This window comes from Bradyrhizobium sp. USDA 4449, from assembly GCF_054056275.1.
In genome coordinates this window covers 6369457-6387510 of record NZ_JBSRYD010000001.1, presented here as the reverse complement: position 1 = coordinate 6387510, position 18054 = coordinate 6369457, and the positions used below count along the sequence as shown (strand labels likewise).

Genomic DNA, 18054 nt, shown 5'->3' with positions numbered 1-18054 from the left:
GATGCGGGAAGGTCTAGCTTCTCATCAACGCCGCGCAAACAGCGCGACATCCTGAGGAGAACGACAATGCCGCTGATCACCGTGTCCTACAGCTCGTCCCGCCAGTCGCCCTCGCTGAAGTCCGACATCGCGAGCGCCGTGTCGGAGCTCACCGCAAAAATCCTGCACAAGGACCCCAAGGTGACCGCCGTCATCGTGAAGTCGGTCGATGCAGATGACTGGTTCGCCGGCGGGAAGTCACTCGCCGAGCAGAAGCTCGCCAGCTACTGGATCGACATCCACGTCACGGAAGGTACCAACACCAAGGACGAGAAGGCAGCCTACCTCGCCGCGATGTTCAAGCGCATGGCCGAGATTTTGGGCCCGCTGCATCCCGAGACGTATCTGCATGTCGACGAGGTCAAGGGCGACGCCTACGGCTTCGGCGGCGTGACCCAGGAGCGGCGCTACATCGCCGGCAAGCTCGAGGCGTCGCTGAAGGCGGCGTGATGATGCAAGCCGCGGGTGAGCGATCCCGCGCGCGGCCCGTTCGTCAGCTTGCTGCTCGGAACTGAACGACGGACTTGTTCAGGAAGCAGGTCTTGTCGAACAGTTTCAGGTCGAGCGGGTTCGGAAGCCTGACGTCACCGAGATCAGGGCAGGGCTTGATCGCGGGATCATAGGAGCGGTCGATCTGCGAGATGAAGACGACGATCAGCCCCTTGTCGCGCGCGAAGGATTTTAGCGCGCGCACCTGGACCGTGAGGTCAGGGTTCGCCCTCCGCTGGTCGAGCAGCTGCAGATAGTCGATCACGAGGACGGTGCCGCGTGGCGCCGCGGCCATCTGCTTGACGATGTAATCGGCGCTGATCGCGTCAGAGCAGTCGATCTCGAATAGCTTGTCGAACTGCGCGGGGGGCGCGCCGATCGCATGCAAGCGATCGATCACGTCCTTCTCGCTGTATTCGAGCGAGAAGAATGTGGCGCGATGGCCTGATTTCATGGCCTCCACGGCAAGCTCGAGACTCATCAGCGTCTTGCCCTGACCGGGCCGGGCGCCGACCAGCACGAGGTCGCCGGGCGCAAAATGCGGAAACAGCTTGCTCGCCGGCGTCAGCGCTGCGGCCTTTGCTGCCAGCATGCTCCAGGCGGAAAAGCCTTGCGTCGTCGCGACGCGGTCGAGCGCATCGTGCAGCGGAATGCCTTTCTCGCGGGACAGGCGCTTGGCTTTTCGCTTGAGATGATAGATCGGCGCAGACAATTTCATCGTCAAACCTCCTGATGCGAGCAGAAAGCGCAATCCCTCCTTATGCGTGGCGCTCGAACAGTCGGCCGATGGTTTAGTCGCCCGGTATGATCTGTACTTTCCCGGCGGAGGGGGGAGGCGTAGGCGGCACCTTAAACAAGCGTACCCGATTCCCTGCCGGCGGAGAACGCGCGTAGCGCGCCTCCGACAGGAATGTCAGGCGGCGGCTTCCGGCAGCAGCGCGCGGGTCGGCCCGAACAGCTCTTCAAACGCTTGTCGAAGCGCGACATCGACGTCTTCCATGGTCACGAGCTGGCCGAGATCGACCAGCGATGTGACGCCGTAGCGGGGATCAGCGACGCCGCAGGGCACGATCCCGGCAAAGTGCTCCAGCTCCGGCTCGACATTGATGGCGATGCCATGGAACGAGACCCAGCGCTTCAGCCGCACGCCGATTGCCGCGATCTTGTCCTCGTGCTCGGCTCCCTTGTCCGGCCGCTTCACCCAGACGCCGACCCGGTCCTCGCGCCGCTCGCCGCGCACGTTGAAGGCGGCGAGCGTTTTCAGAATCAGTTCCTCAAGGCTCGCGACATAGGCCCGGACGTCAGGCCGGCGGCGCTTGAGGTCGAGCATGATGTAGGCCACCCGCTGGCCGGGGCCGTGATAGGTGAGCTGGCCGCCGCGTCCGGTCGAGAAAGTCGGGAAACGGGGATCGATCAGGTCGCTTTCCTTGCCTGAGGTGCCGGAGGTGTAGAGCGAGGGGTGCTCGAGCAGCCAGACCAGTTCCGCCGCTTCGCCGGCCGCGATCGCGGCGACTCGCGCCTCCATGGCCGCCACGGCTTGCGGATAAGGCACCGGCGCGTCCGAGATCAGCCATTCGACAGGCTCGCCGCCGGCGGCGGAAAACGACGTCAAATCGAGCTCTTGACGCTGGTTCTGGCGAGGGTTTTGCGGCGAATTAACCATTGGCTAACCATAACGGGGTGATGATCACAGGCGCAAATGCCAAGTCTCTTGATCCCAAGTCTCTTAGTCTCGGTTTCTTCTTAGTCCCAAGTTGCGGCGGTCCTGACAGTGCCCACACTCGATAAAGTCACCGTGGATCTCACGGTTGTCCTCGGGACGACCACCATGCCGATCCATCAAGTATTACGTCTTTCCCGCGGCGCCATCATCGAGCTGGACGCAACCGAGGCCGACGAGGTCAAGGTTCTCGCCAACAATCTGCCCGTGGCATCCGGAGTCGTCCTGGTCGATCGCAACCGGATCGCCGTCGAGGTCAAGCAGATGCTGCCCCGGACGCCGGGCACGCGGTAGCGGCCTGGGCGCGCGGTAGCGGTCCGGGGACCGGCAGGCCCGGGGACCCGGCAGCCCGTTGGCCAGGGCCAAAAATTTCCTGCCAAGCTTGTGGAATTCAGGGCCTCGGCAGGCTTGTACCCCACTGATGGATTTGTTAGATCGGCGCCGTTGATGCGGCAGGCCTCAAGCCTTCAGCCGGCATTCCCAGCGCTCGTGGCGGAACTGGTAGACGCGCTGCCTTGAGGTGGCAGTGAGTAAAATCGTGGGGGTTCGAGTCCCTCCGAGCGCACCAAGTAATAAGTCTTTGTTAGAGCAGAGATTTCGCGGCTTTCTGTTCCCGCATTGTTACTGAATGGGCATGTATTGCCTTTCCGGCGCAATCCTTCGGTTCTCGATCTTGCGGGTCTCGTTCCAGCGCTAACTCCCTTGGTTGGTCGTGTCTTCATTGTGCCAGCTCCTCGCTGAGGAAGAACCTGACTTGCTCGTGAGAGGGCAGTTGCGTAGGCGAGCGTCGTAATCGGCGGGCTCTCATTCACCTGCAGCTCGCTGAGGCCGAGCCCGCAGGCGCGCGCAACTACGGCTTTGCGAGCTGGCGCGCATAGACCCATGTCGACGAGGTTACCCGCAAACGAGCCTTCGCCGGCACGGCCGGCGGCAGCGAGGCGATCGTCTCCTGCTTGCGATTTCCTGCCGAGCCGCGATCGTCCGATCGCGGTGGAACGGGCGGTCAAGGCCATCCGGACACCGTGGCGAAGGACCGTGCCGATGAGCTCGGCCGATTGCTCGATGCACATCCCGACTTGAGCGACGCCCGCGGCGACAGGTCCTCGCGGCGAACGGCACCACACGTGGCTTGGCGCAATCGCGCGGACTGCGTGCGGCTGCTGCGTGATCGCGGCGGGACGTTTGCATCCGCGACTGCACCGACAACGCACATCCCCTGCGTTCGCCGGAATGGGGTGGCTCAGCACGTCCGGCTTCGCGCGTCTCCAAGCGGAGAAGATCGCTGCCAATGTCGCGCCGACGTCAAGCCGGAATAGGTTCACATCCCGATTTTTGTTCGGGGCCGTAATCTTCCGGTTTTGACACAAGTTAACCTAATGTGGTGAAACCTAAATACACTTCTCTTGGTTGCAAACGAGTCTGCGATTGCGACGAACCCGATTTCGGTTGGCAGCAACGTTGCCGGATCTGCTCAGCGCCTCAGATGCAGACTTCATGACAATGCCAGGCGGGCCGCGGCGATTGATAGCCTTCGAGGCGAGTGCAGCGACCAAAGCCCATTGGAGATCCAGCCGTGGTACGATTGCATGTCGAACGCTTCATTCGTAGCCGAATTGTCCGACGATCCCTCGCGCTCGGCATCATCGCTCTGAGCGGATGGGCCCTGTTGCCGTATGTGACCTACAGAATTGCTCCCTCCGCCTTTGTCAACGCCGAGCTCATGCGAGTGACTGCACCGATCGCAGGTCAGCTCGCCTCTGATCTTCCACGCAAAGGTGAATATTTTCAGCGCAGCCGGGTCGTGTCGCTGGTCGAGGCACGTTCGCCGGATCGCCGGCACCTCATTGACCTCGATCAGCAGCTCGCCATGTCCACCAAACGCGCCGAGCTCGTACGTCGGCAACTTGGGGAAATCGCCGAGCTCGATCGCAAGCTCCGCGAGCGCAGCGAGGATTATCGTTTGGGGGCGATAGCGCGCCTGAGCCACGAGATCGGGGAAACGGAGGCTGAAAGAGGCGGCTGTCTCGCCGAGGCGCGGCAGCGGAACGAAGTCGCGGGCCGGATGGAGAAGCTCGTTAAGCTCGGCATCAGTTCACAGATGCGTTCTGCCGAGGCGCAAGCTTCTGAGGAGGCAACCGTAACGCGGTGCCAGATGGCCGATGAACGCCTGCAGCGCTTCAAGACCGAGTTGGCGGCGGCCGAGAAGGGCATTTATCTTCGTGGCGATGCCAATGACGTGCCCTATTCTCAACAGCAGCGCGAGCGGCTTGTTCTCCGTCGCCAGGAGCTTGAGACGGACCTGTTGCAAAACAGCTCACGTTCCGCGCAGCTGGCCGCAGAAATCGCAGCGGAGCGCGCTCGCCTTGATCGCCTTGATCACTACGATCTGTCGCTGCCTGCAGCTCACGTGGTCTGGTCGGTCGCGGCCAGCCCGGGCTCGATGGTCACGGAAGGGCAATCGGTCTTTGATTTTGCAGATTGCGAACGCCGCTTCATCGTCGTTGAACTGCCCGAGCGCGATTTCGAGAAGATCAAGCCCGGAGATGCGGCGACTGTCCGCCTGATCGGGAGTCGAGAGTGGAAGACCGGCCAGATCCGGCAAGTTCGCGGCTCGGCGGCGTACGCGGACGATCGCCTGCTCGCGGCTCGGGTGCCGCGGCCTGATCCGGGCAATATTACTGTTGAGATCTCGTTGCCACCAAACGAGACGGCGGCTGACCACAACGGCTCCTGCGACATCGGACGGTTGGCCGAAGTACGCTTCGAGCGCAGAGCCGACGGGCTGCTTCGATTGGTCAGCTCGAAGCTGATATGGCTGACCGCGCGGCTGGACCTCGACCAGTCATCCCTGTGAGCGAGAGATTCCGTGCAGCTCGTGACTCTGTCTCTCGCCCAGCTGTTCGCGCCGATGCTGGGCGTCTTCGCGGCGATGTACCTGTTGGCGCCGACGTTTGCAGTCGCGCGCCTTTGGGCGCGTGTCGCCGTTTTTGCCGCGGTTTGGCTCGTCGTTGCCCGCTATCTCGAATGGCGGATCTTCACCACCGTGCTGCCGGCAAGCGGGACCTGGTATCAGGTCGGCTGGATCTGGTTCTGTCTCTTCGTTGAGCTCCTGACCTTCACGGATCAGTTCATTCTCTATCTGACCTTTCTTCGCAGGACCGATCGCCGCAGCGAGGCAGATCAGCACGAACGTCGGCTTCGCGGCCTGCGGGATGATGAGTTGCCCTCGGTCGACGTCTTCATTCCAACCTATGACGAGCCGTTCGAGGTGCTGGAAAAGACGATCACGGGTGCACTCTGCCTGGACTATCCGAATTTCCAGGTCTGGGTCCTGGATGATGGTCGCAGGCCCTGGCTCAAGCAACTCTGCGAGCACAAGGGTGCCGGGTATCTCACCCGTTCCGACAATTTGAATGCGAAAGCCGGCAACATCAATCATGCGTTGACGATGACCGGTGGCGAGTTCTTCGCGATCTTCGACGCGGACTTCGTGCCGCAGCGCAATTTCCTGATGCGCACAATGGGCTTCTTCGCCGATCCGAAGATCGGAATCGTTCAGATCCCGCACGCCTTCTATAATGAGGACCCGATGCAGGCGAATCTAGGCCTGCACAGGGGACTGCCGGACGAACAACGCTTCTTCTTCGATTCCATCATGCCCGCGCGGGACGGCTGGGATGGTGCCTTTTGTTGCGGGTCCAACTCGGTCACGCGTCGTGCCGCACTCCGCGCGGTGGGCGATTCCTTGCCGACCCAGTCCATTACTGAAGACATCCTGCTGACGCTGGTCCTGCTGCGCCAAGGCTACGTCACCCGTTATCTCTGCGAACCGCTGGCAATTGGATTGGCGCCGGAAAGCCTTGGCGCCTTTTTTGTGCAACGGCAACGCTGGGCGCGTGGCGCGATCCAGACTCTCTATCTCGCCGCCGGCCCGCTCGGCCCCGGACTGAGCTTGATGCATCGGCTCCTCTTCTTTCCGACGCATTGGCTCTCATTGGGCTTGAGGGCGCTCATGGTCGTGCTGGTTCCGATCGTATTCATGTGGACCGGTCTCGCGCCTGTCGTCGACGTCACCCCCGAATCGGTCTTCTATTATTTGTTTCCCGCGATCCTGGCGCTCAACGGGGGTATCTCGTGGTTCGCGCCGCACGCGCATTTTCCACTCGCTGCTCAGGTGTCGGCGACCATCCAGAGCTTCAAGATTCTACCCACGGTGCTCGGGACTCTCGTCAAGCCGAAGGGACATGCGTTCAGGGTGACGCCCAAGGGAGCCGCCGCGCGGTGCGCAAGCTATGCTGCCGAGATATTCTGGCTTTCGGCGGCCCTGATGGGGCTGACAGTCGTCGGCCTCGTTCTGAACACCATCCCGGAATGGCGCATCATCGATCATCCGGCCGCCTTGCCGATGGTTGCCTTCTGGTCGGTTGTGAACATCGTCGTGCTGTTCTTCGTCTGCATGACCTCGCTACAGGCGCGGATGGGACGCTCCGAGGAACGCTTCGATGTCGACGAATCGGTCTTGATCCAGACTGAGACCGGTGAGCTGCTTTCCGGGCGCATGAGCAACATTTCCCTTTCCGGCGCTGGCGTCCTGCTCCATTCCAGCGTCGACTGTCCTCGCAGCAAGGAACTGCGCGTACACATCATGCAAGTGGGCTGGATCGACGCGATGATCGTGCAACAAAGAGGCCAGCTCGCCGGGCTGCAGTTCAAATTGCCTCAGTCGCTTGAACGAGACCTGTTGATCCGCAAGCTCTTTACCGTCGGTCGCCTGAAGGAGAAAGGTCTCATCGCGTGGTCGGTGAACAGAACGATGCTCAAGAGCATCTGGTCAATGACTGCGCCGTTGCCTCAGGTTGAGGCAAGTGGCGCGAAACCCGCAGCGCCTCGGCCGGCTGAGCGTCTGCCGGCCGAGAGCCTGGTCATCCGGCCTCAACCGCGGAGCGGCGATTTGGAACATCTCGCCGGAATTAGAAGCCTGCACCCGACATGTTTCACCAGAACCCGGCTTAGCCCGGGCATCGGTTCGGTGCCCGAGGTCGTCGACTGAGCTGATGGCGTTGATCCCTATGCTCATCGTCCGGTCTGCTCGAACCGCGGGCGATATTGCCGTCGGAACCGGGGTAGCCAGGGGCGAGTGCGGGCAGGAAGCGCTTCTTGCGATTGTCGCGCAAAGCACGCCGGTGCCTAGCCATATTCCTCGCCGATACCGTATTCCCGGTAGATTTCGAGCGGGTCGAGATCGGGGAACAGGCGGCATTTGGCCTGCGCGAGGTGCAGGCTCACGGCCGCCGGCTCCTTGCCGTTCGACAGCAGCTTGCGGATGTCGTCCATATGCGCGCTCGGCTGGTGCTTCTCCTCCAGCTGCTCCAGCGCGACCAGTGCCGTCGCGAGCGCCTCGGTCAGGACCCAGTCGTCGTGGCCCGTGATTCCCTTTTTCGGCATCGGCAGATCCCAGTCCGCACACCTCTGGCGGTGGCAGCCAGTCTACCGTAGCTTCACTCAAATCTCCACGCGGCGTGGTGGCTCGCACAACGCCGGGCAGTTTCGCGCTCTCGCTTGCATTATGACGGAGTGCGGCTAAAAGGCGGCGGCGCGCGGGCGACGATATCGCTGTTGAAACAAAGTTGGCGTAGACGGGACTTGCGCGACCTCTCGCGGCTGGAGCCAGCATGGTCTTTCTAAGCTTCGTCTACCGCTTCCTGACCAATTTCCTGTTTCTGGCGATGGTCTATTTCAGCCTGAACTACGTGGAGAAATACGAGCACCGGGCGGGCCTGGCGATCCTCGTGCTTGTTTACACCGGCATGCGCGCGGCCTCGACGCTGCGTGCCTTCTACTTCTTCCAGAAGATCGAGAAACTTGAAGCCGAGGCGCGTCGCCTGCAAGCGCCGATCAACGACGGCGCCGGCGGAACCGCCGGGCGCAAGCAGCTCGTCGTCGATGTCGCGCGGCTACGCCGCGACGGCGAGCTCAAGTCTTATATGGACCTGTTCTTCCTGGCGCTGATCGTGCTGCTCTGCGTCGCCGCCATCATGCGGCAGTAACGGCTTTACTCAGGCGCGTTTTTTCACACTGGTGGCGACGCGGGTCGGGCGGGGCGCCGCGGTCTTGGCTTGAGCAGCGTGCTTCGGTGCGGCATGCGCAGTATGGGCGCTTTGCCCAGTCCTCACCTTTCCAGCCTTGCCCTTGCGGGCAGGCGGCGCCTCGGCCGCCATCGCGAGTCTCGTCGCGGCGCGCCGCGACAAGGTCGTCGACAGCAGCACCTCGACCGAGCCCTCCGGGATCGCGAACAGATCGCGACCGGGTGCGGGCAGGGTGGCCGCGACATCCGACTGCGCCATGGTCTTGCGCGGCAGCAGCAGCGGCTGGTGCGCCGTCTGCGCGTTGAGGTCGGCAAGACCGGGCGCCGGCAGCGTCGCGGTCTGCGTGAACACGAAATTCGGCACGGCAGGCCAGCGCGCGATCGGCGTCGTCTCTGTCGGCGGATGCAGTAGCCACTCCACCGGCGTGGTCGGCGTCGCCGGCCGGTCGGCGGTCGCGGGCACGACATGCACGATACGATAGCCGCGTGCCTTGAGGTCGCGGATGATCTTCGGCAGCGCTGCCACCGTGCGCGCCTGGATGTCATGCAGCAGCAGGATGCCCTTGCCCTTGGCCTCCAGCCGCTGGATCGCGAGCTGGTAGACGCGATCCGGCGAGATGTGGCGCCAGTCGTCGGCCGGGAAGTCGGCGCTCCACACCTGAATGCCGCGGGAGATCAGCAGATTTTCAACGCCGTCGGCGCGCATCAGGCCGGGGATGCGGAAGAACGGCGCCAGCTTGGATGGATCCGTCATCGCCGCTGTGGTCCACTCGATGCCGCCGTTGATCTCGGCCTCGGCCTTCTCGATCGGCATCCGGTTCATCGTCAGCGGATGGGTCATGCTGTGCGTGCCGACGGTGTGGCCCGCCGCGACCAGCTTGCGGACGCCTTCCGGGTTCGCCTTGGCCTGCTGGCCAATGATGAAGAAGGTCGCCTTGATGCACTCGTCGGCGAGAATCTGCAGCACCTGGTTGGAATATTTCGGCAGCGGACCGTCGTCGAAGGTGAGGACGACCTCGTGGTCCTTCAGCGGCAAGGTCTCGCGGTACTGCATGGTTCCGACGCGCGGATGCTCGCGCGGATCGACGACGAGGGTGCGGGAAGTGCCGAGGGCATCAGGATGTCCCGGGCAGTCGGCCGCGAAGGCTGCCGTGGTCACAAACCCAGGGAGCAGGACGGTCAGCAGGACGGCCCACGATCGCGTCCGAAAAACAACGCTACTTCCGATCATGAACTCCGTGTGCCTCATCTGCGTCGGCTGCAATATCCGTAGCTCGGAATTGCCCGGAAACGGTTCAGGCGCAAAGACCTTTCCCGCCCCTCGATCATTGCATGGCGTAGCATGAACAGAGTGTTAATAGGGCTCAAATCACCCCATTTTGCGCCCGCGTGACATTCCGGCATCAACGCGCCTGGGCGTCCTTTTGTGATGTGTCCGCCGGCACGATATGGACGATGTGGAAGCCGTTCTCCCGCAAAAACCGCAGGAAAGCCGGCATCATGGCCGCTGTGCGCGCTTGGGCGTCGTGGAACAGTATGATGCCCTTGCCGGCGGCGGTGATCCGCTCGGTGATGAGCTTCAATTCCTGTTCCGGCGTCATGTCGTTCCAGTCGCTCGCCCAGAGATCGGCGCCGAACACGACGATGCCGCGCTCCTGGAGCAGGTCGAGCTGGGCCGGCGTGGATTCGAAATAGGGGAAGCGGAAGAACGGCGTCGACGGCGTCGAGGTCGAGACCCCGTGCAGCGCCATCTCGTCGGACGCGATGCCGTGGTCGATCTCGTACCTCGCCGCATCGGCCGGGATCCGCGCCATGTACGGATGCGACCAGGTGTGATGGCCGATGGTGTGGCCCTCTCGGGCGATGCGCCTGACCATCTCAGGATGTTCGGCGGCGCTCCGGCCCACCAGGAAGAAGGTTGCGCGCACGCATTCCTGCGCCAGCGCCTCCAGCACCTTCGAGGTCGTCTTCGGACGGGGGCCGTCGTCGAATGTCAGCACCACCTCATGATCGGCGAGCGGCAGTGTCTGCGGAAAGCTCTTCAGGCCGACGCGCGGCGTGGTCTTGGCATCGACGCTCAGGATCCGCGAGGTGCCGAGCGCATCCTCCCGCGGGCAGTCCGCAGCCTTCACCGAGCCGATCGCGGTGAGGGCGGCGAGAGCCAGGCCCCATGTGATCGAGGTCCATTTTGGCCGCTTTATCTTTGCCATTGCGCTCCAGATTGCCTTGCGGGTATTGCCTGACTGTCAGCCCAAACCATCAACCTGTCAAACGGCGAGGCGCACCATGGATGAACGGATGGATGACGCCGCTTCCGCCGACACATCGGTACTCGACCACGTCCCGATGCGCAATGAAGACGGCGAAATCAGGCAGGAATTCGTCGAGGAAATCGCCCATGCGATCGAGGCCGCAGACAGCGCCGCCTTGCGCGCCTGCGTTGCCGATCTGCACGAGGCCGATCTCGGCGATCTCATTGCGGCGCTCGCGCCCGACGATCGTGTCCGCCTGGTCGAGTTGACCGGAACCGACTTCGACTTTTCCGCACTGAACGAGGTCGACGAGACCGTCCGCGATGAGATCCTCGACGAGCTGCCGCCCGAGACGGTGGCCGAGGGCGTCCGCGAGCTGGAATCCGACGACGCGGTCGAGCTGCTCGAAACCCTCGATGAGGAGGAGCAGGAGGAGATTCTCGAGAAGCTGCCGCTCCAGGAGCGCGTCGCGCTCGAGCGCAGCCTGCTCTATCCGGAAAACTCCGCGGGCCGGCGCATGCAGACCGAGTTCATCGCGGTGCCGCAGGACTTCACCGTCGGGCAGGCGATCGACTACATGCGCGATACGCCCGATCTGCCCGAGCGCTTCTACGAGATCTACGTCGTCGACAAGGACCAGCACTGGCAGGGCGCGGTTCCGCTCGACGTGCTGTTGCGCGCGCGACGTCCGGTGCCGCTGACCGAGCTGACCGACGAGGATCGCCGCCGCGTCTCCGTCCTGGAGGACCAGGAGGAGGTGGCGCGCATGTTCGGCAAGTACAACCTCGTCGCGGCACCCGTGCTCGATACCCAGGACCGCCTCGTCGGCGTCATCACCGTCGACGACGTCGTCGACGTTATCGAGGAAGAGGCGGACGAGGACCTCAAGGCGCTCGGCGGCGTCACCAGCGACGAAGAATTGTCGGACACGTTTCTCACCATTGCGCGTGGCCGTTTCAACTGGCTGCTGGTCAATCTCGCCACCGCCTTCCTGGCGTCATCCGTGCTCGGCCTGTTCGAGGGCCAGCTCGAACAGATGGTGGCGCTCGCGGTGCTGGCGCCGATCGTCGCGAGCCAGGGCGGCAATGCCGCGACCCAGACCATGACGGTTGCGGTGAGGGCGCTTGCGACCCGCGAGCTCGGCTCCTCCAACGCCTGGCGCGTGGTGATCCGCGAGACGATGGTCGGTCTCGTCAACGGCGTCGGCTTTGCCGTGATTACCGGCATCGCCGCGGTGGCCTGGTTCAAGATCCCGGGTCTCGGCATCGTCATCGGGCTCGCGATGATCTGCAATCTCATCGCCGGCGCGCTCGGCGGCATCCTGATTCCGATGGCGCTCGAACGTGTCAGGGCCGATCCGGCGGTGGCGTCGGGCACGTTCGTCACGACCGTGACCGACGTGGTCGGCTTCTTCTCCTTCCTCGGCATCGCGACGCTGTGGTTCGGGTTGAAGTAGGTAGAGCTCTTGGGGGCAGCTCTCCTCGTCATCGCGAGGAACTCTTGCGCTGAAGCAATCCAGACTGCCGCCGTGGAGGGACTCTGGATTGCTTCGCTGCGTTCGCAATGACGGGCCGGGGGGCGGGGGCACGAAACCATTTTTAATCCGACCTTAAGCGTGCTGCCGCATGATCGACCGCGCTTGGGGGAATGAGCATGCGGTTGCGGCTGAAGGCGGATGGACGGGTCGTTGAGTTGCGGGACGGCCAGGAGTTTCCGGTCCGGCCGTCTCCGGCCGAGGCGGCGGCCGGGACCGCCCGAGCGGAGGTCGGCTCGCCCGGGGTGCGCGACTTGCGCCGGCGTGCCTGTCTGACCCAGATGGAATTCGCCGCCAAGCTTGGCGTGCCGGTCGAGACCATCCGCAATTGGGAGCAGGGCAAGCGGGCCCCGCGCGGTCCCGCCCGTGCGTTGCTCGCCGTGATCGCGCATGCGCCCGATACGGTGTTCCAGGCGCTCGCCAAGGTCTGATCCAACCTGCCGTTGCATCGCGCCGACGATCAGACGCGGCGTCCGTTGCACTCCGGCGGGCCGGGCCCATAATGACGTCAGGGACTGCCGCAACAGAGAGGATTCCTCATGCTGTTCGTCGAGGCCAATGGCGCAAGAATTCCGGCGATCGGGCTTGGGACCTGGGAGTTGAGCGGACGGACCTGCGCCCGTGTGGTGGAGCAGGCGCTCCGGCTCGGCTACCGCCACATCGACACCGCCCAGGTCTATGACAATGAGCGCGCGGTCGGCGACGGGCTGCGGGCCTCCGGCGTGCGCCGCGACGACGTCTTCGTCACCACCAAGGTCTGGACCAATCATTTTGCGCCCCACGACCTCGAGCGCTCGATCAAGGAGAGTCTGGTGCGCTTGAGGCTTCCCGCCGTCGACCTCGTGCTGCTGCACTGGCCCAATCCGCATGTGCCGCTGGCGGAGACAATGGGTGCGCTGGCGCATGCCAAGCGGATGGGCCTCGCGCGCCACATCGGCGTATCCAATTTCACGGTGGCGCTGATCGAGCAGGCGGTCTCCCTCTCGAACGAGCCGCTCGTCTGCAACCAGGTCGAATATCACCCCTACCTCGATCAGGCGAAGGTGAGAGCGGCCTGCGACCGGCACGGGATGGCGCTCGTTGCCTACAGCCCGATCGCCAAGGGCCGCATCAAGGCCGACCAGACGCTCGCCGCCATCGGTCGCGCCCATCGCAAGACGCCGGCGCAGATCTGCCTGCGCTGGCTGGTGCAACAGAATGTGTCCGCAATTCCCAGAACGTCGCGCGTCGACCGCCTGTCGGAAAACATCGAGATCTTCGATTTCGAGCTCTCGGATGACGAGATGGCCCGGATCGCCGCGCTGGCGAGTCCGGACGGCCGCCTGACCGATTTCGCCTTCGCCCCGAAATGGGATTGAGGGGGGACTTGGGTGTGCTAGGAGCAAAGCGGCAACCCAAGATTGGCCGATGGAACCGCGGAAGATCATACGGACGGACATTGCGGCGTCGGCGATTGCGCATTTGACGCTGGTCGCGCTGATCATCGTGATCAGCGAAGTCCATCCGTTTCATTCTGCGCCGCCCGAGACGGTTGCGATCGACATCGTCACGCCGGAGCAGGTGAAGCAGGAGGAAGCCAAGGCGGAAGAGAAGGCAAAGGAGCAGGCAGCGAAGCCGCCGGACCCGCTCCCCGAATTCAAACTGCCGAAGCTGGATTTCACCGACAAGGACAAGAAGGACGCCGCGCCCAAGCCGGCGCCCGCCCAAGAGAAGGCAACGGAGAACGAAACGGAGAAGGCGGCACCGCCACAGAAGCAGCAGCCTCAGCCGCCGGAGGCGAAGCAGCAAGAGGCCAACGCGCAGCCACAACCTCAGCAATCCCAAGCGCAACAGAAGCCGCCGGCCGCGACGCCGCAACCCCAGGCGGCATCTCCGGCCTACAAGCCCCCGGAACCGGATGTCACGGTCAAATACCACGTGGTGCTGGGCCTGCCGCCTGCATTGCCGCCCACGCCCATAGACGTCCCCAAGGATGATGGCGGCGGTGCCAAGGATTCGATCGCAGCCAGGCTGCCGCCAGAGGTCGTCGCCGAGCTTCGCCGCCACCTGCGGAGCTGTTCGAAACTGCCCGCGGAGGTCGCGCCGACCGATGCCGTGCGCATCAGGCTGCGCGTAGTGTTGGCCACCGACGGCACGCTTGCGCGCGAGCCGATCCTGATCGAGGCGCCGCCGTCCGCGAAGGGCGTTGCCATCGTGAAATCAGCGATGAGCGCGGTGCAGGCCTGTCAGCCTTACCAGATGCTGCCGCCCGACAAGTACGAGGAATGGAAGATCATGGACCTTTCATTCACGCCGCAGGATTTCAGGTCGTAGCCGGGCCGCGGGGGTCGACGGGCAAGATGCAGCGCGGGTCGGCCTGCCTTCGCAGCTGCGCTGCAGGCGGCAGCGCGTCCGGGACACGAGATTTCTCAACGACCGCGCTTCAGCCCCTCATCATCCACCGCCCCGTCCGGCGCCATCGCCGCCCATGCATGCGAGGCGAATTGCCGGCGCCATGTCACGATCACAACGGCGGCGGTGGTCGCGAACAGCACCCAGGGGCTCACGAACCAGCCGAGATAGCCGAGCGCGAAGAAGAAGGCGCGCTGGCCGCGGTTGAAGTGGCGGCCGGCGGATTCGAACACACGCGAGGTGCGGATGACATGGGCCTCGGCCTCGGGGGTGTCGCGCATGGAAGCCGGCGGCATGCCGCCGAACAGGATCGCGACATAGTTGAAGAGCCGATAGGCCCAGGCGAATTTGAAGAAAGCGTAGACGCAGATCAGCACCAGGCCGACGCATTTCAGCTCCCAGAGGGCGGGCGAGTAGCTGAGGTCGATCGGCAGCTTGGCGAGAATGGCGATGGCGTCGTTGGTCGCATGCAGCAACGCCAGCGCGCCGCCGAGCGCGAACAGGCTGGTGGAGGCGAAGAAGGCGGTGCCGTTCTGCAGCGAAGCCATGATCTGCATGTCGACCATGCGCGCCTCGCGGTCGAGCAGGCGGCGAACCCAGACCTCGCGGTAGCGGTTCATCCGTGCCGACAGGCTGTCGCGGCCGTAGGCGGAATGCTCGAGCGTGGCGGCATAGACCAGCCATTCGACGATGAAGAAGCCGACGGCGGTGATGTCGACCCAATGCCTGCTCATGTCTGTCTCCTCGCGGCCGACACGATTGCCATGCATGCACGCGTGCGGCAACGATTGATTGGCGGCAGGCGATGGCGTTAAAAGCAGCCGCATCGACAAGACCTACGGAAGGACCAGCGGCATGGCAGCGCTCGAGCTCGCGATCGGCAACAAGAACTACTCGTCATGGTCGATGCGGCCCTGGCTCGCATTGCGCGCCAACGACATCCCGTTCGTGGAGACCGTGATCCCGCTCTATACCGACAATCCCGCCGACAAGGAGCGGATCCTGTCGTTCAGCCGCGCCGGCAAGGTGCCGGTGCTTGTCGACGGCGACATCACGGTGTGGGATTCGCTTGCCATCATCGAATACATCGCCGAGCGCTACCCCGAGAAGAAGCTGTGGCCCGACGACGCCGCGGCCCGCGCATTTGCCCGCTCGGTGTGCGCCGAGATGCATTCCGGCTTCATGGCTCTGCGCAACGAATGCGGCATGAACCTGCACCGTCCCGTGCGCGCCGTGACGCTGTCGGCGGACGCCAAGGCCAACGTCGCACGCGTGCAGCAGATCTGGCGCGAATGCCGGACCCGCTACGGCGCCGGCGGGCCGTTCCTGTTTGGCCGCTTCGGCGCGGCTGATGCGATGTACGCCCCGGTCGTGCATCGCTTCCGGACCTACGCCATCGAGGTGACGCAGGAGACCAGCGCCTATATGGACACGATGATGGGGATGCCGGCGTTTCAGGAATGGACCCGTGATGGCCTCGCCGAAACGCTTGTCATCGAAAAGTTCGAGACTGCCTGAATCAGGAGCATGATCCGGACAAGCGGGCACCCGGTTTTCCGACAAGATCATGCTCGCCTAAAATGTGATTTGGCGCCGCTTGACGGCATGCTGGCTTGCGGCGCTCAATCGCAGCGACCAACGAAGAGGGCACGGCCATGGGAATTCTGGATTCGCTGGAGAACAACCCGGCACTGCGTAGCGCGCTCGGTCAAATCGGGGCGACCCTCCTTCCGGCCGTGCTGAGCGAGGTGCTCGGGAGCAACAACCAGGGCGGCTTGGGTGCGATCGTCGCAAAGCTCCAGCAGGCGGGCTTCGGCGACCAGGTAAAGTCCTGGCTGGGAAATGGCCAGAATCTGCCGATCTCGGCCGACCAGCTCCGCTCCGTGCTCGGCAACGATACGGTCCGCCAGCTCGCTGCCCGTTACAACATTCCGGTCGACCAGCTTAGCGAGATCCTGGCCCAGGAGCTACCTAAGGCTGTGGATCAGGCGAGTCCCGACGGCCATCTTCCCCATGGCGCCTGAGGCCTGGTTCCAGCGGTAGTCCGGGCCGGCAAGTGTTCCCTTTATCGTCCTGAAAAGACTTCAAAATTTGTGCAGTTCCCAGCCTCGCATGAGACTGGTCAAAAACGCCGCATGCGTGCTATATACCGCGCTGGGCTTCCTGCCGGCCTCGCAGTGGGACCACGGGCGAGGCAGGCGTTGTTTGAGTGATGGAGAGGGTGTTGAAGCACAAATTCCCGATTGGAACGCGCGTATTGTTCACGGCCAGCAACGTCGCGCGCCCGGCTGCCAGCGGCTCCTACGAGATCATCCGCCTGCTCCCGACGGAAGGCGACGACTGCCAATACCGGATCAAGAGCTCAACCGAAGCCTTCGAACGGGTCGCCAAGGAAAGCCAGCTCGCGCTGTCGTAACGCGCTGACGGCACCTCGCACTGACATCACAGCCGAATTTGCTCCGCCGCCGTAAAAAGCCCGCTTCACCTCGACAAGGTGGCGGGGGCAGTAGCCGGTTCGCGGTGCTCGCTTGACCATCAGCTCTTTGCTCGCGTGAGGGGACATCGCGCATGGACTGGGTAGGGGCCTCGTCGCTCGACCAAATCTGGCGCTCGCCGGACGCTCCCATGTGGATGACGCTGGCGGCAAGCGGCTTCTTTGGACTGGTCCTGCTGATCACGCTGCTGCGTGCCGAGAGATCGGTCGCCAACGGCGCGCTGAGCATCATCACGCTGCTCTCGATCGGCATCATTGCGGTGGCCGCCACCATGCGAATCTATGGGCCATTGGCGCACGAAAGCGCGACGGCGGAAGCCCGCACGCAAGCCACGGTGACCGCAGCCCTTCCGGCGCTCGCCTGCCTCGACGACCTCGCCGGCGATGCCGTGGCGATCGGTTGCGAGAAGGCGTTGTTCGGTGCGCCGGATGCGGCGGCTGCGGCTGTCGCCTATACTGCCGCTCGGATCGACCGGCTGACTGCGCTCGGCGATGCTGCGACCGCAGACAAGAGCCCGACGCTCGAGGTCAAGGTTCTCAGGAGATCGTTGGAGCACGATCGCTACGGTCTCGTTGCGCAGGTGCTGGTGGCGCGCGATGGCTGCACGCGGTTCGATTGCCCGGCGTTCCGGTCGCTGACGGATCAGCAGCAGGTCGCCGCCAACATGGATTCCCATCTCTACGACACCCTGGTTGCGCGCTACGCGCCGACCTGGACGTCGCCGGCGGCGGTGCCGCCGACGACGGGTGCGATTGCCGGGCTCGCGCCGTCGATGCCCACGGGCAAGCCGACCAATGCGGAGTTCCCGAGCGCGTCGTCGATTCCGCCGGTGAGTATCATGAATCCGGAGCCGGCCGCGCGTCAGGCGCCGCCCGCCAACCCGGCCGCAACTCCGGTAGCTGCGCCACGCGCGGCACAGGCGACAGCGCCTGCGCCACCGGCTGCGAAGAGGCCGCCCGCGCCAAAGGCCGCGCGCGCGCCGGCCGCGGCACCGGTTCCGCTGGCGCCGCCGCCGAGCCCGGCTCCCGCAGCTGCGGATAACAACTAGT

At 64.0% G+C, this 18054-nt stretch carries 20 protein-coding genes and 1 tRNA gene; 14 read left to right on the top strand and 7 right to left on the bottom strand.

What is annotated here, in order from left to right:
• Window positions 1-66 precede the first annotated feature (66 nt).
• Window positions 67-489, top strand: coding sequence for a tautomerase family protein (locus tag ACVIIW_RS29945; protein WP_456704005.1), 423 nt, complete (start codon window positions 67-69; stop codon window positions 487-489).
• 43 nt (window positions 490-532) lie between these two features.
• On the opposite strand, the gene ACVIIW_RS29940 is transcribed toward ACVIIW_RS29945, so the two are convergent.
• Both ACVIIW_RS29940 and lipB read right to left on the bottom strand, forming a co-directional pair.
• Complete coding sequence (locus ACVIIW_RS29940; protein WP_456704004.1) at window positions 533-1246, bottom strand: DNA helicase; 714 nt, start codon at window positions 1244-1246, stop codon at window positions 533-535.
• A 195-nt stretch (window positions 1247-1441) separates the two neighbouring features.
• A complete protein-coding gene (gene lipB, locus ACVIIW_RS29935; RefSeq protein WP_456704003.1) occupies window positions 1442-2191 on the bottom strand; it encodes a lipoyl(octanoyl) transferase LipB in 750 nt (249 codons plus the stop codon).
• Window positions 2192-2299: 108 nt separating this feature from the next.
• Here lipB and ACVIIW_RS29930 point away from each other — a divergent pair, with 108 nt between their 5' ends.
• The 3 genes from ACVIIW_RS29930 to ACVIIW_RS29920 all read left to right on the top strand — a co-directional run bounded on the left by ACVIIW_RS29930 (window position 2300) and on the right by ACVIIW_RS29920 (window position 5102).
• Window positions 2300-2542: a FliM/FliN family flagellar motor switch protein gene (locus ACVIIW_RS29930; protein ID WP_456704002.1), complete on the top strand. Its 243-nt coding sequence runs from the start codon at window positions 2300-2302 to the stop codon at window positions 2540-2542.
• A gap of 189 nt (window positions 2543-2731) precedes the next feature.
• A tRNA-Leu gene (locus ACVIIW_RS29925) sits at window positions 2732-2816 on the top strand.
• A gap of 1005 nt (window positions 2817-3821) precedes the next feature.
• The gene (locus ACVIIW_RS29920; protein ID WP_456704001.1) at window positions 3822-5102 is read left to right on the top strand and encodes an HlyD family efflux transporter periplasmic adaptor subunit; all 1281 of its coding nucleotides are present in this window, start codon (window positions 3822-3824) and stop codon (window positions 5100-5102) included.
• Here ACVIIW_RS29920 and ACVIIW_RS29915 read toward each other — a convergent pair.
• Window positions 5091-5435 (bottom strand): hypothetical protein, encoded by a 345-nt coding sequence (locus ACVIIW_RS29915; RefSeq protein ID WP_456704000.1) that lies wholly within the window; start codon window positions 5433-5435, stop codon window positions 5091-5093. The two genes, ACVIIW_RS29920 and ACVIIW_RS29915, sit on opposite strands and share 12 nt — an antisense overlap.
• A 33-nt stretch (window positions 5436-5468) precedes the next feature.
• Here ACVIIW_RS29915 and ACVIIW_RS29910 point away from each other — a divergent pair, with 33 nt between their 5' ends.
• Window positions 5469-7298: a glycosyltransferase gene (locus ACVIIW_RS29910; protein ID WP_456703999.1), complete on the top strand. Its 1830-nt coding sequence runs from the start codon at window positions 5469-5471 to the stop codon at window positions 7296-7298.
• A gap of 137 nt (window positions 7299-7435) precedes the next feature.
• Here ACVIIW_RS29910 and ACVIIW_RS29905 read toward each other — a convergent pair whose 3' ends face one another.
• Window positions 7436-7693 carry a hypothetical protein gene (locus tag ACVIIW_RS29905; protein ID WP_177243547.1) on the bottom strand — a complete coding sequence of 86 codons (258 nt, stop codon included), beginning with the start codon at window positions 7691-7693 and terminating at the stop codon, window positions 7436-7438.
• Between the two features lie 227 nt (window positions 7694-7920).
• On the opposite strand from ACVIIW_RS29905, the gene ACVIIW_RS29900 reads away from it, so the two are divergent.
• Window positions 7921-8295 (top strand): hypothetical protein, encoded by a 375-nt coding sequence (locus tag ACVIIW_RS29900; protein WP_456703998.1) that lies wholly within the window; start codon window positions 7921-7923, stop codon window positions 8293-8295.
• Window positions 8296-8304: 9 nt separating this feature from the next.
• Here ACVIIW_RS29900 and ACVIIW_RS29895 read toward each other — a convergent pair whose 3' ends face one another.
• Entirely contained in the window at window positions 8305-9564 is a 1260-nt protein-coding gene (locus tag ACVIIW_RS29895) for a polysaccharide deacetylase family protein (protein ID WP_456703997.1), read from the bottom strand.
• Between the two features lie 172 nt (window positions 9565-9736).
• Window positions 9737-10543: a polysaccharide deacetylase family protein gene (locus tag ACVIIW_RS29890; RefSeq protein WP_456703996.1), complete on the bottom strand. Its 807-nt coding sequence runs from the start codon at window positions 10541-10543 to the stop codon at window positions 9737-9739.
• A gap of 76 nt (window positions 10544-10619) precedes the next feature.
• On the opposite strand from ACVIIW_RS29890, the gene mgtE reads away from it, so the two are divergent.
• From mgtE to ACVIIW_RS29870, 4 genes are all read left to right on the top strand, one after another.
• Entirely contained in the window at window positions 10620-12041 is a 1422-nt protein-coding gene (gene mgtE, locus ACVIIW_RS29885; protein ID WP_456703995.1) for a magnesium transporter, read from the top strand.
• 191 nt (window positions 12042-12232) lie between these two features.
• A complete protein-coding gene (locus ACVIIW_RS29880; RefSeq protein ID WP_456703994.1) occupies window positions 12233-12550 on the top strand; it encodes a helix-turn-helix domain-containing protein in 318 nt (105 codons plus the stop codon).
• Window positions 12551-12658: 108 nt separating this feature from the next.
• On the top strand, window positions 12659-13477 hold the full coding sequence (locus ACVIIW_RS29875; protein WP_456703993.1) for an aldo/keto reductase: 819 nt from the start codon (window positions 12659-12661) through the stop codon (window positions 13475-13477).
• 49 nt (window positions 13478-13526) lie between these two features.
• Window positions 13527-14432: a hypothetical protein gene (locus ACVIIW_RS29870; RefSeq protein ID WP_456703992.1), complete on the top strand. Its 906-nt coding sequence runs from the start codon at window positions 13527-13529 to the stop codon at window positions 14430-14432.
• Between the two features lie 95 nt (window positions 14433-14527).
• On the opposite strand, the gene ACVIIW_RS29865 is transcribed toward ACVIIW_RS29870, so the two are convergent.
• Complete coding sequence (locus tag ACVIIW_RS29865; protein WP_456703991.1) at window positions 14528-15244, bottom strand: DUF599 domain-containing protein; 717 nt, start codon at window positions 15242-15244, stop codon at window positions 14528-14530.
• A gap of 121 nt (window positions 15245-15365) precedes the next feature.
• On the opposite strand from ACVIIW_RS29865, the gene ACVIIW_RS29860 reads away from it, so the two are divergent.
• The 4 genes from ACVIIW_RS29860 (at window position 15366) to ACVIIW_RS29845 (ending at window position 18053) form a co-directional block, all read left to right on the top strand.
• Window positions 15366-16028 carry a glutathione S-transferase family protein gene (locus ACVIIW_RS29860; RefSeq protein ID WP_456703990.1) on the top strand — a complete coding sequence of 221 codons (663 nt, stop codon included), beginning with the start codon at window positions 15366-15368 and terminating at the stop codon, window positions 16026-16028.
• A gap of 107 nt (window positions 16029-16135) precedes the next feature.
• Window positions 16136-16534 (top strand): YidB family protein, encoded by a 399-nt coding sequence (locus tag ACVIIW_RS29855; RefSeq protein WP_456705309.1) that lies wholly within the window; start codon window positions 16136-16138, stop codon window positions 16532-16534.
• A gap of 188 nt (window positions 16535-16722) precedes the next feature.
• Window positions 16723-16926, top strand: coding sequence for a hypothetical protein (locus tag ACVIIW_RS29850; protein WP_195804664.1), 204 nt, complete (start codon window positions 16723-16725; stop codon window positions 16924-16926).
• Between the two features lie 152 nt (window positions 16927-17078).
• Complete coding sequence (locus tag ACVIIW_RS29845) at window positions 17079-18053, top strand: hypothetical protein (RefSeq protein ID WP_456703989.1); 975 nt, start codon at window positions 17079-17081, stop codon at window positions 18051-18053.
• The last annotated feature ends 1 nt before the right edge of the window (window position 18054 follow it).

Bases quoted from the DNA above. Each gene is read 5' to 3' on its own strand.
- ACVIIW_RS29945 (WP_456704005.1), top strand. From the start codon at position 67: ATGCCGCTGATCACCGTGTCCTACAGCTCGTCCCGCCAGTCGCCCTCG.
- ACVIIW_RS29940 (WP_456704004.1), bottom strand. From the start codon at position 1,246: ATGAAATTGTCTGCGCCGATCTATCATCTCAAGCGAAAAGCCAAGCGC.
- lipB (WP_456704003.1), bottom strand. From the start codon at position 2,191: ATGGTTAATTCGCCGCAAAACCCTCGCCAGAACCAGCGTCAAGAGCTC.
- ACVIIW_RS29905 (WP_177243547.1), bottom strand. From the start codon at position 7,693: ATGCCGAAAAAGGGAATCACGGGCCACGACGACTGGGTCCTGACCGAG.
- ACVIIW_RS29900 (WP_456703998.1), top strand. From the start codon at position 7,921: ATGGTCTTTCTAAGCTTCGTCTACCGCTTCCTGACCAATTTCCTGTTT.
- ACVIIW_RS29895 (WP_456703997.1), bottom strand. From the start codon at position 9,564: ATGATCGGAAGTAGCGTTGTTTTTCGGACGCGATCGTGGGCCGTCCTG.
- ACVIIW_RS29890 (WP_456703996.1), bottom strand. From the start codon at position 10,543: ATGGCAAAGATAAAGCGGCCAAAATGGACCTCGATCACATGGGGCCTG.
- mgtE (WP_456703995.1), top strand. From the start codon at position 10,620: ATGGATGAACGGATGGATGACGCCGCTTCCGCCGACACATCGGTACTC.
- ACVIIW_RS29880 (WP_456703994.1), top strand. From the start codon at position 12,233: ATGAGCATGCGGTTGCGGCTGAAGGCGGATGGACGGGTCGTTGAGTTG.
- ACVIIW_RS29875 (WP_456703993.1), top strand. From the start codon at position 12,659: ATGCTGTTCGTCGAGGCCAATGGCGCAAGAATTCCGGCGATCGGGCTT.
- ACVIIW_RS29870 (WP_456703992.1), top strand. From the start codon at position 13,527: ATGGAACCGCGGAAGATCATACGGACGGACATTGCGGCGTCGGCGATT.
- ACVIIW_RS29865 (WP_456703991.1), bottom strand. From the start codon at position 15,244: ATGAGCAGGCATTGGGTCGACATCACCGCCGTCGGCTTCTTCATCGTC.
- ACVIIW_RS29860 (WP_456703990.1), top strand. From the start codon at position 15,366: ATGGCAGCGCTCGAGCTCGCGATCGGCAACAAGAACTACTCGTCATGG.
- ACVIIW_RS29850 (WP_195804664.1), top strand. From the start codon at position 16,723: ATGGAGAGGGTGTTGAAGCACAAATTCCCGATTGGAACGCGCGTATTG.
- ACVIIW_RS29845 (WP_456703989.1), top strand. From the start codon at position 17,079: ATGGACTGGGTAGGGGCCTCGTCGCTCGACCAAATCTGGCGCTCGCCG.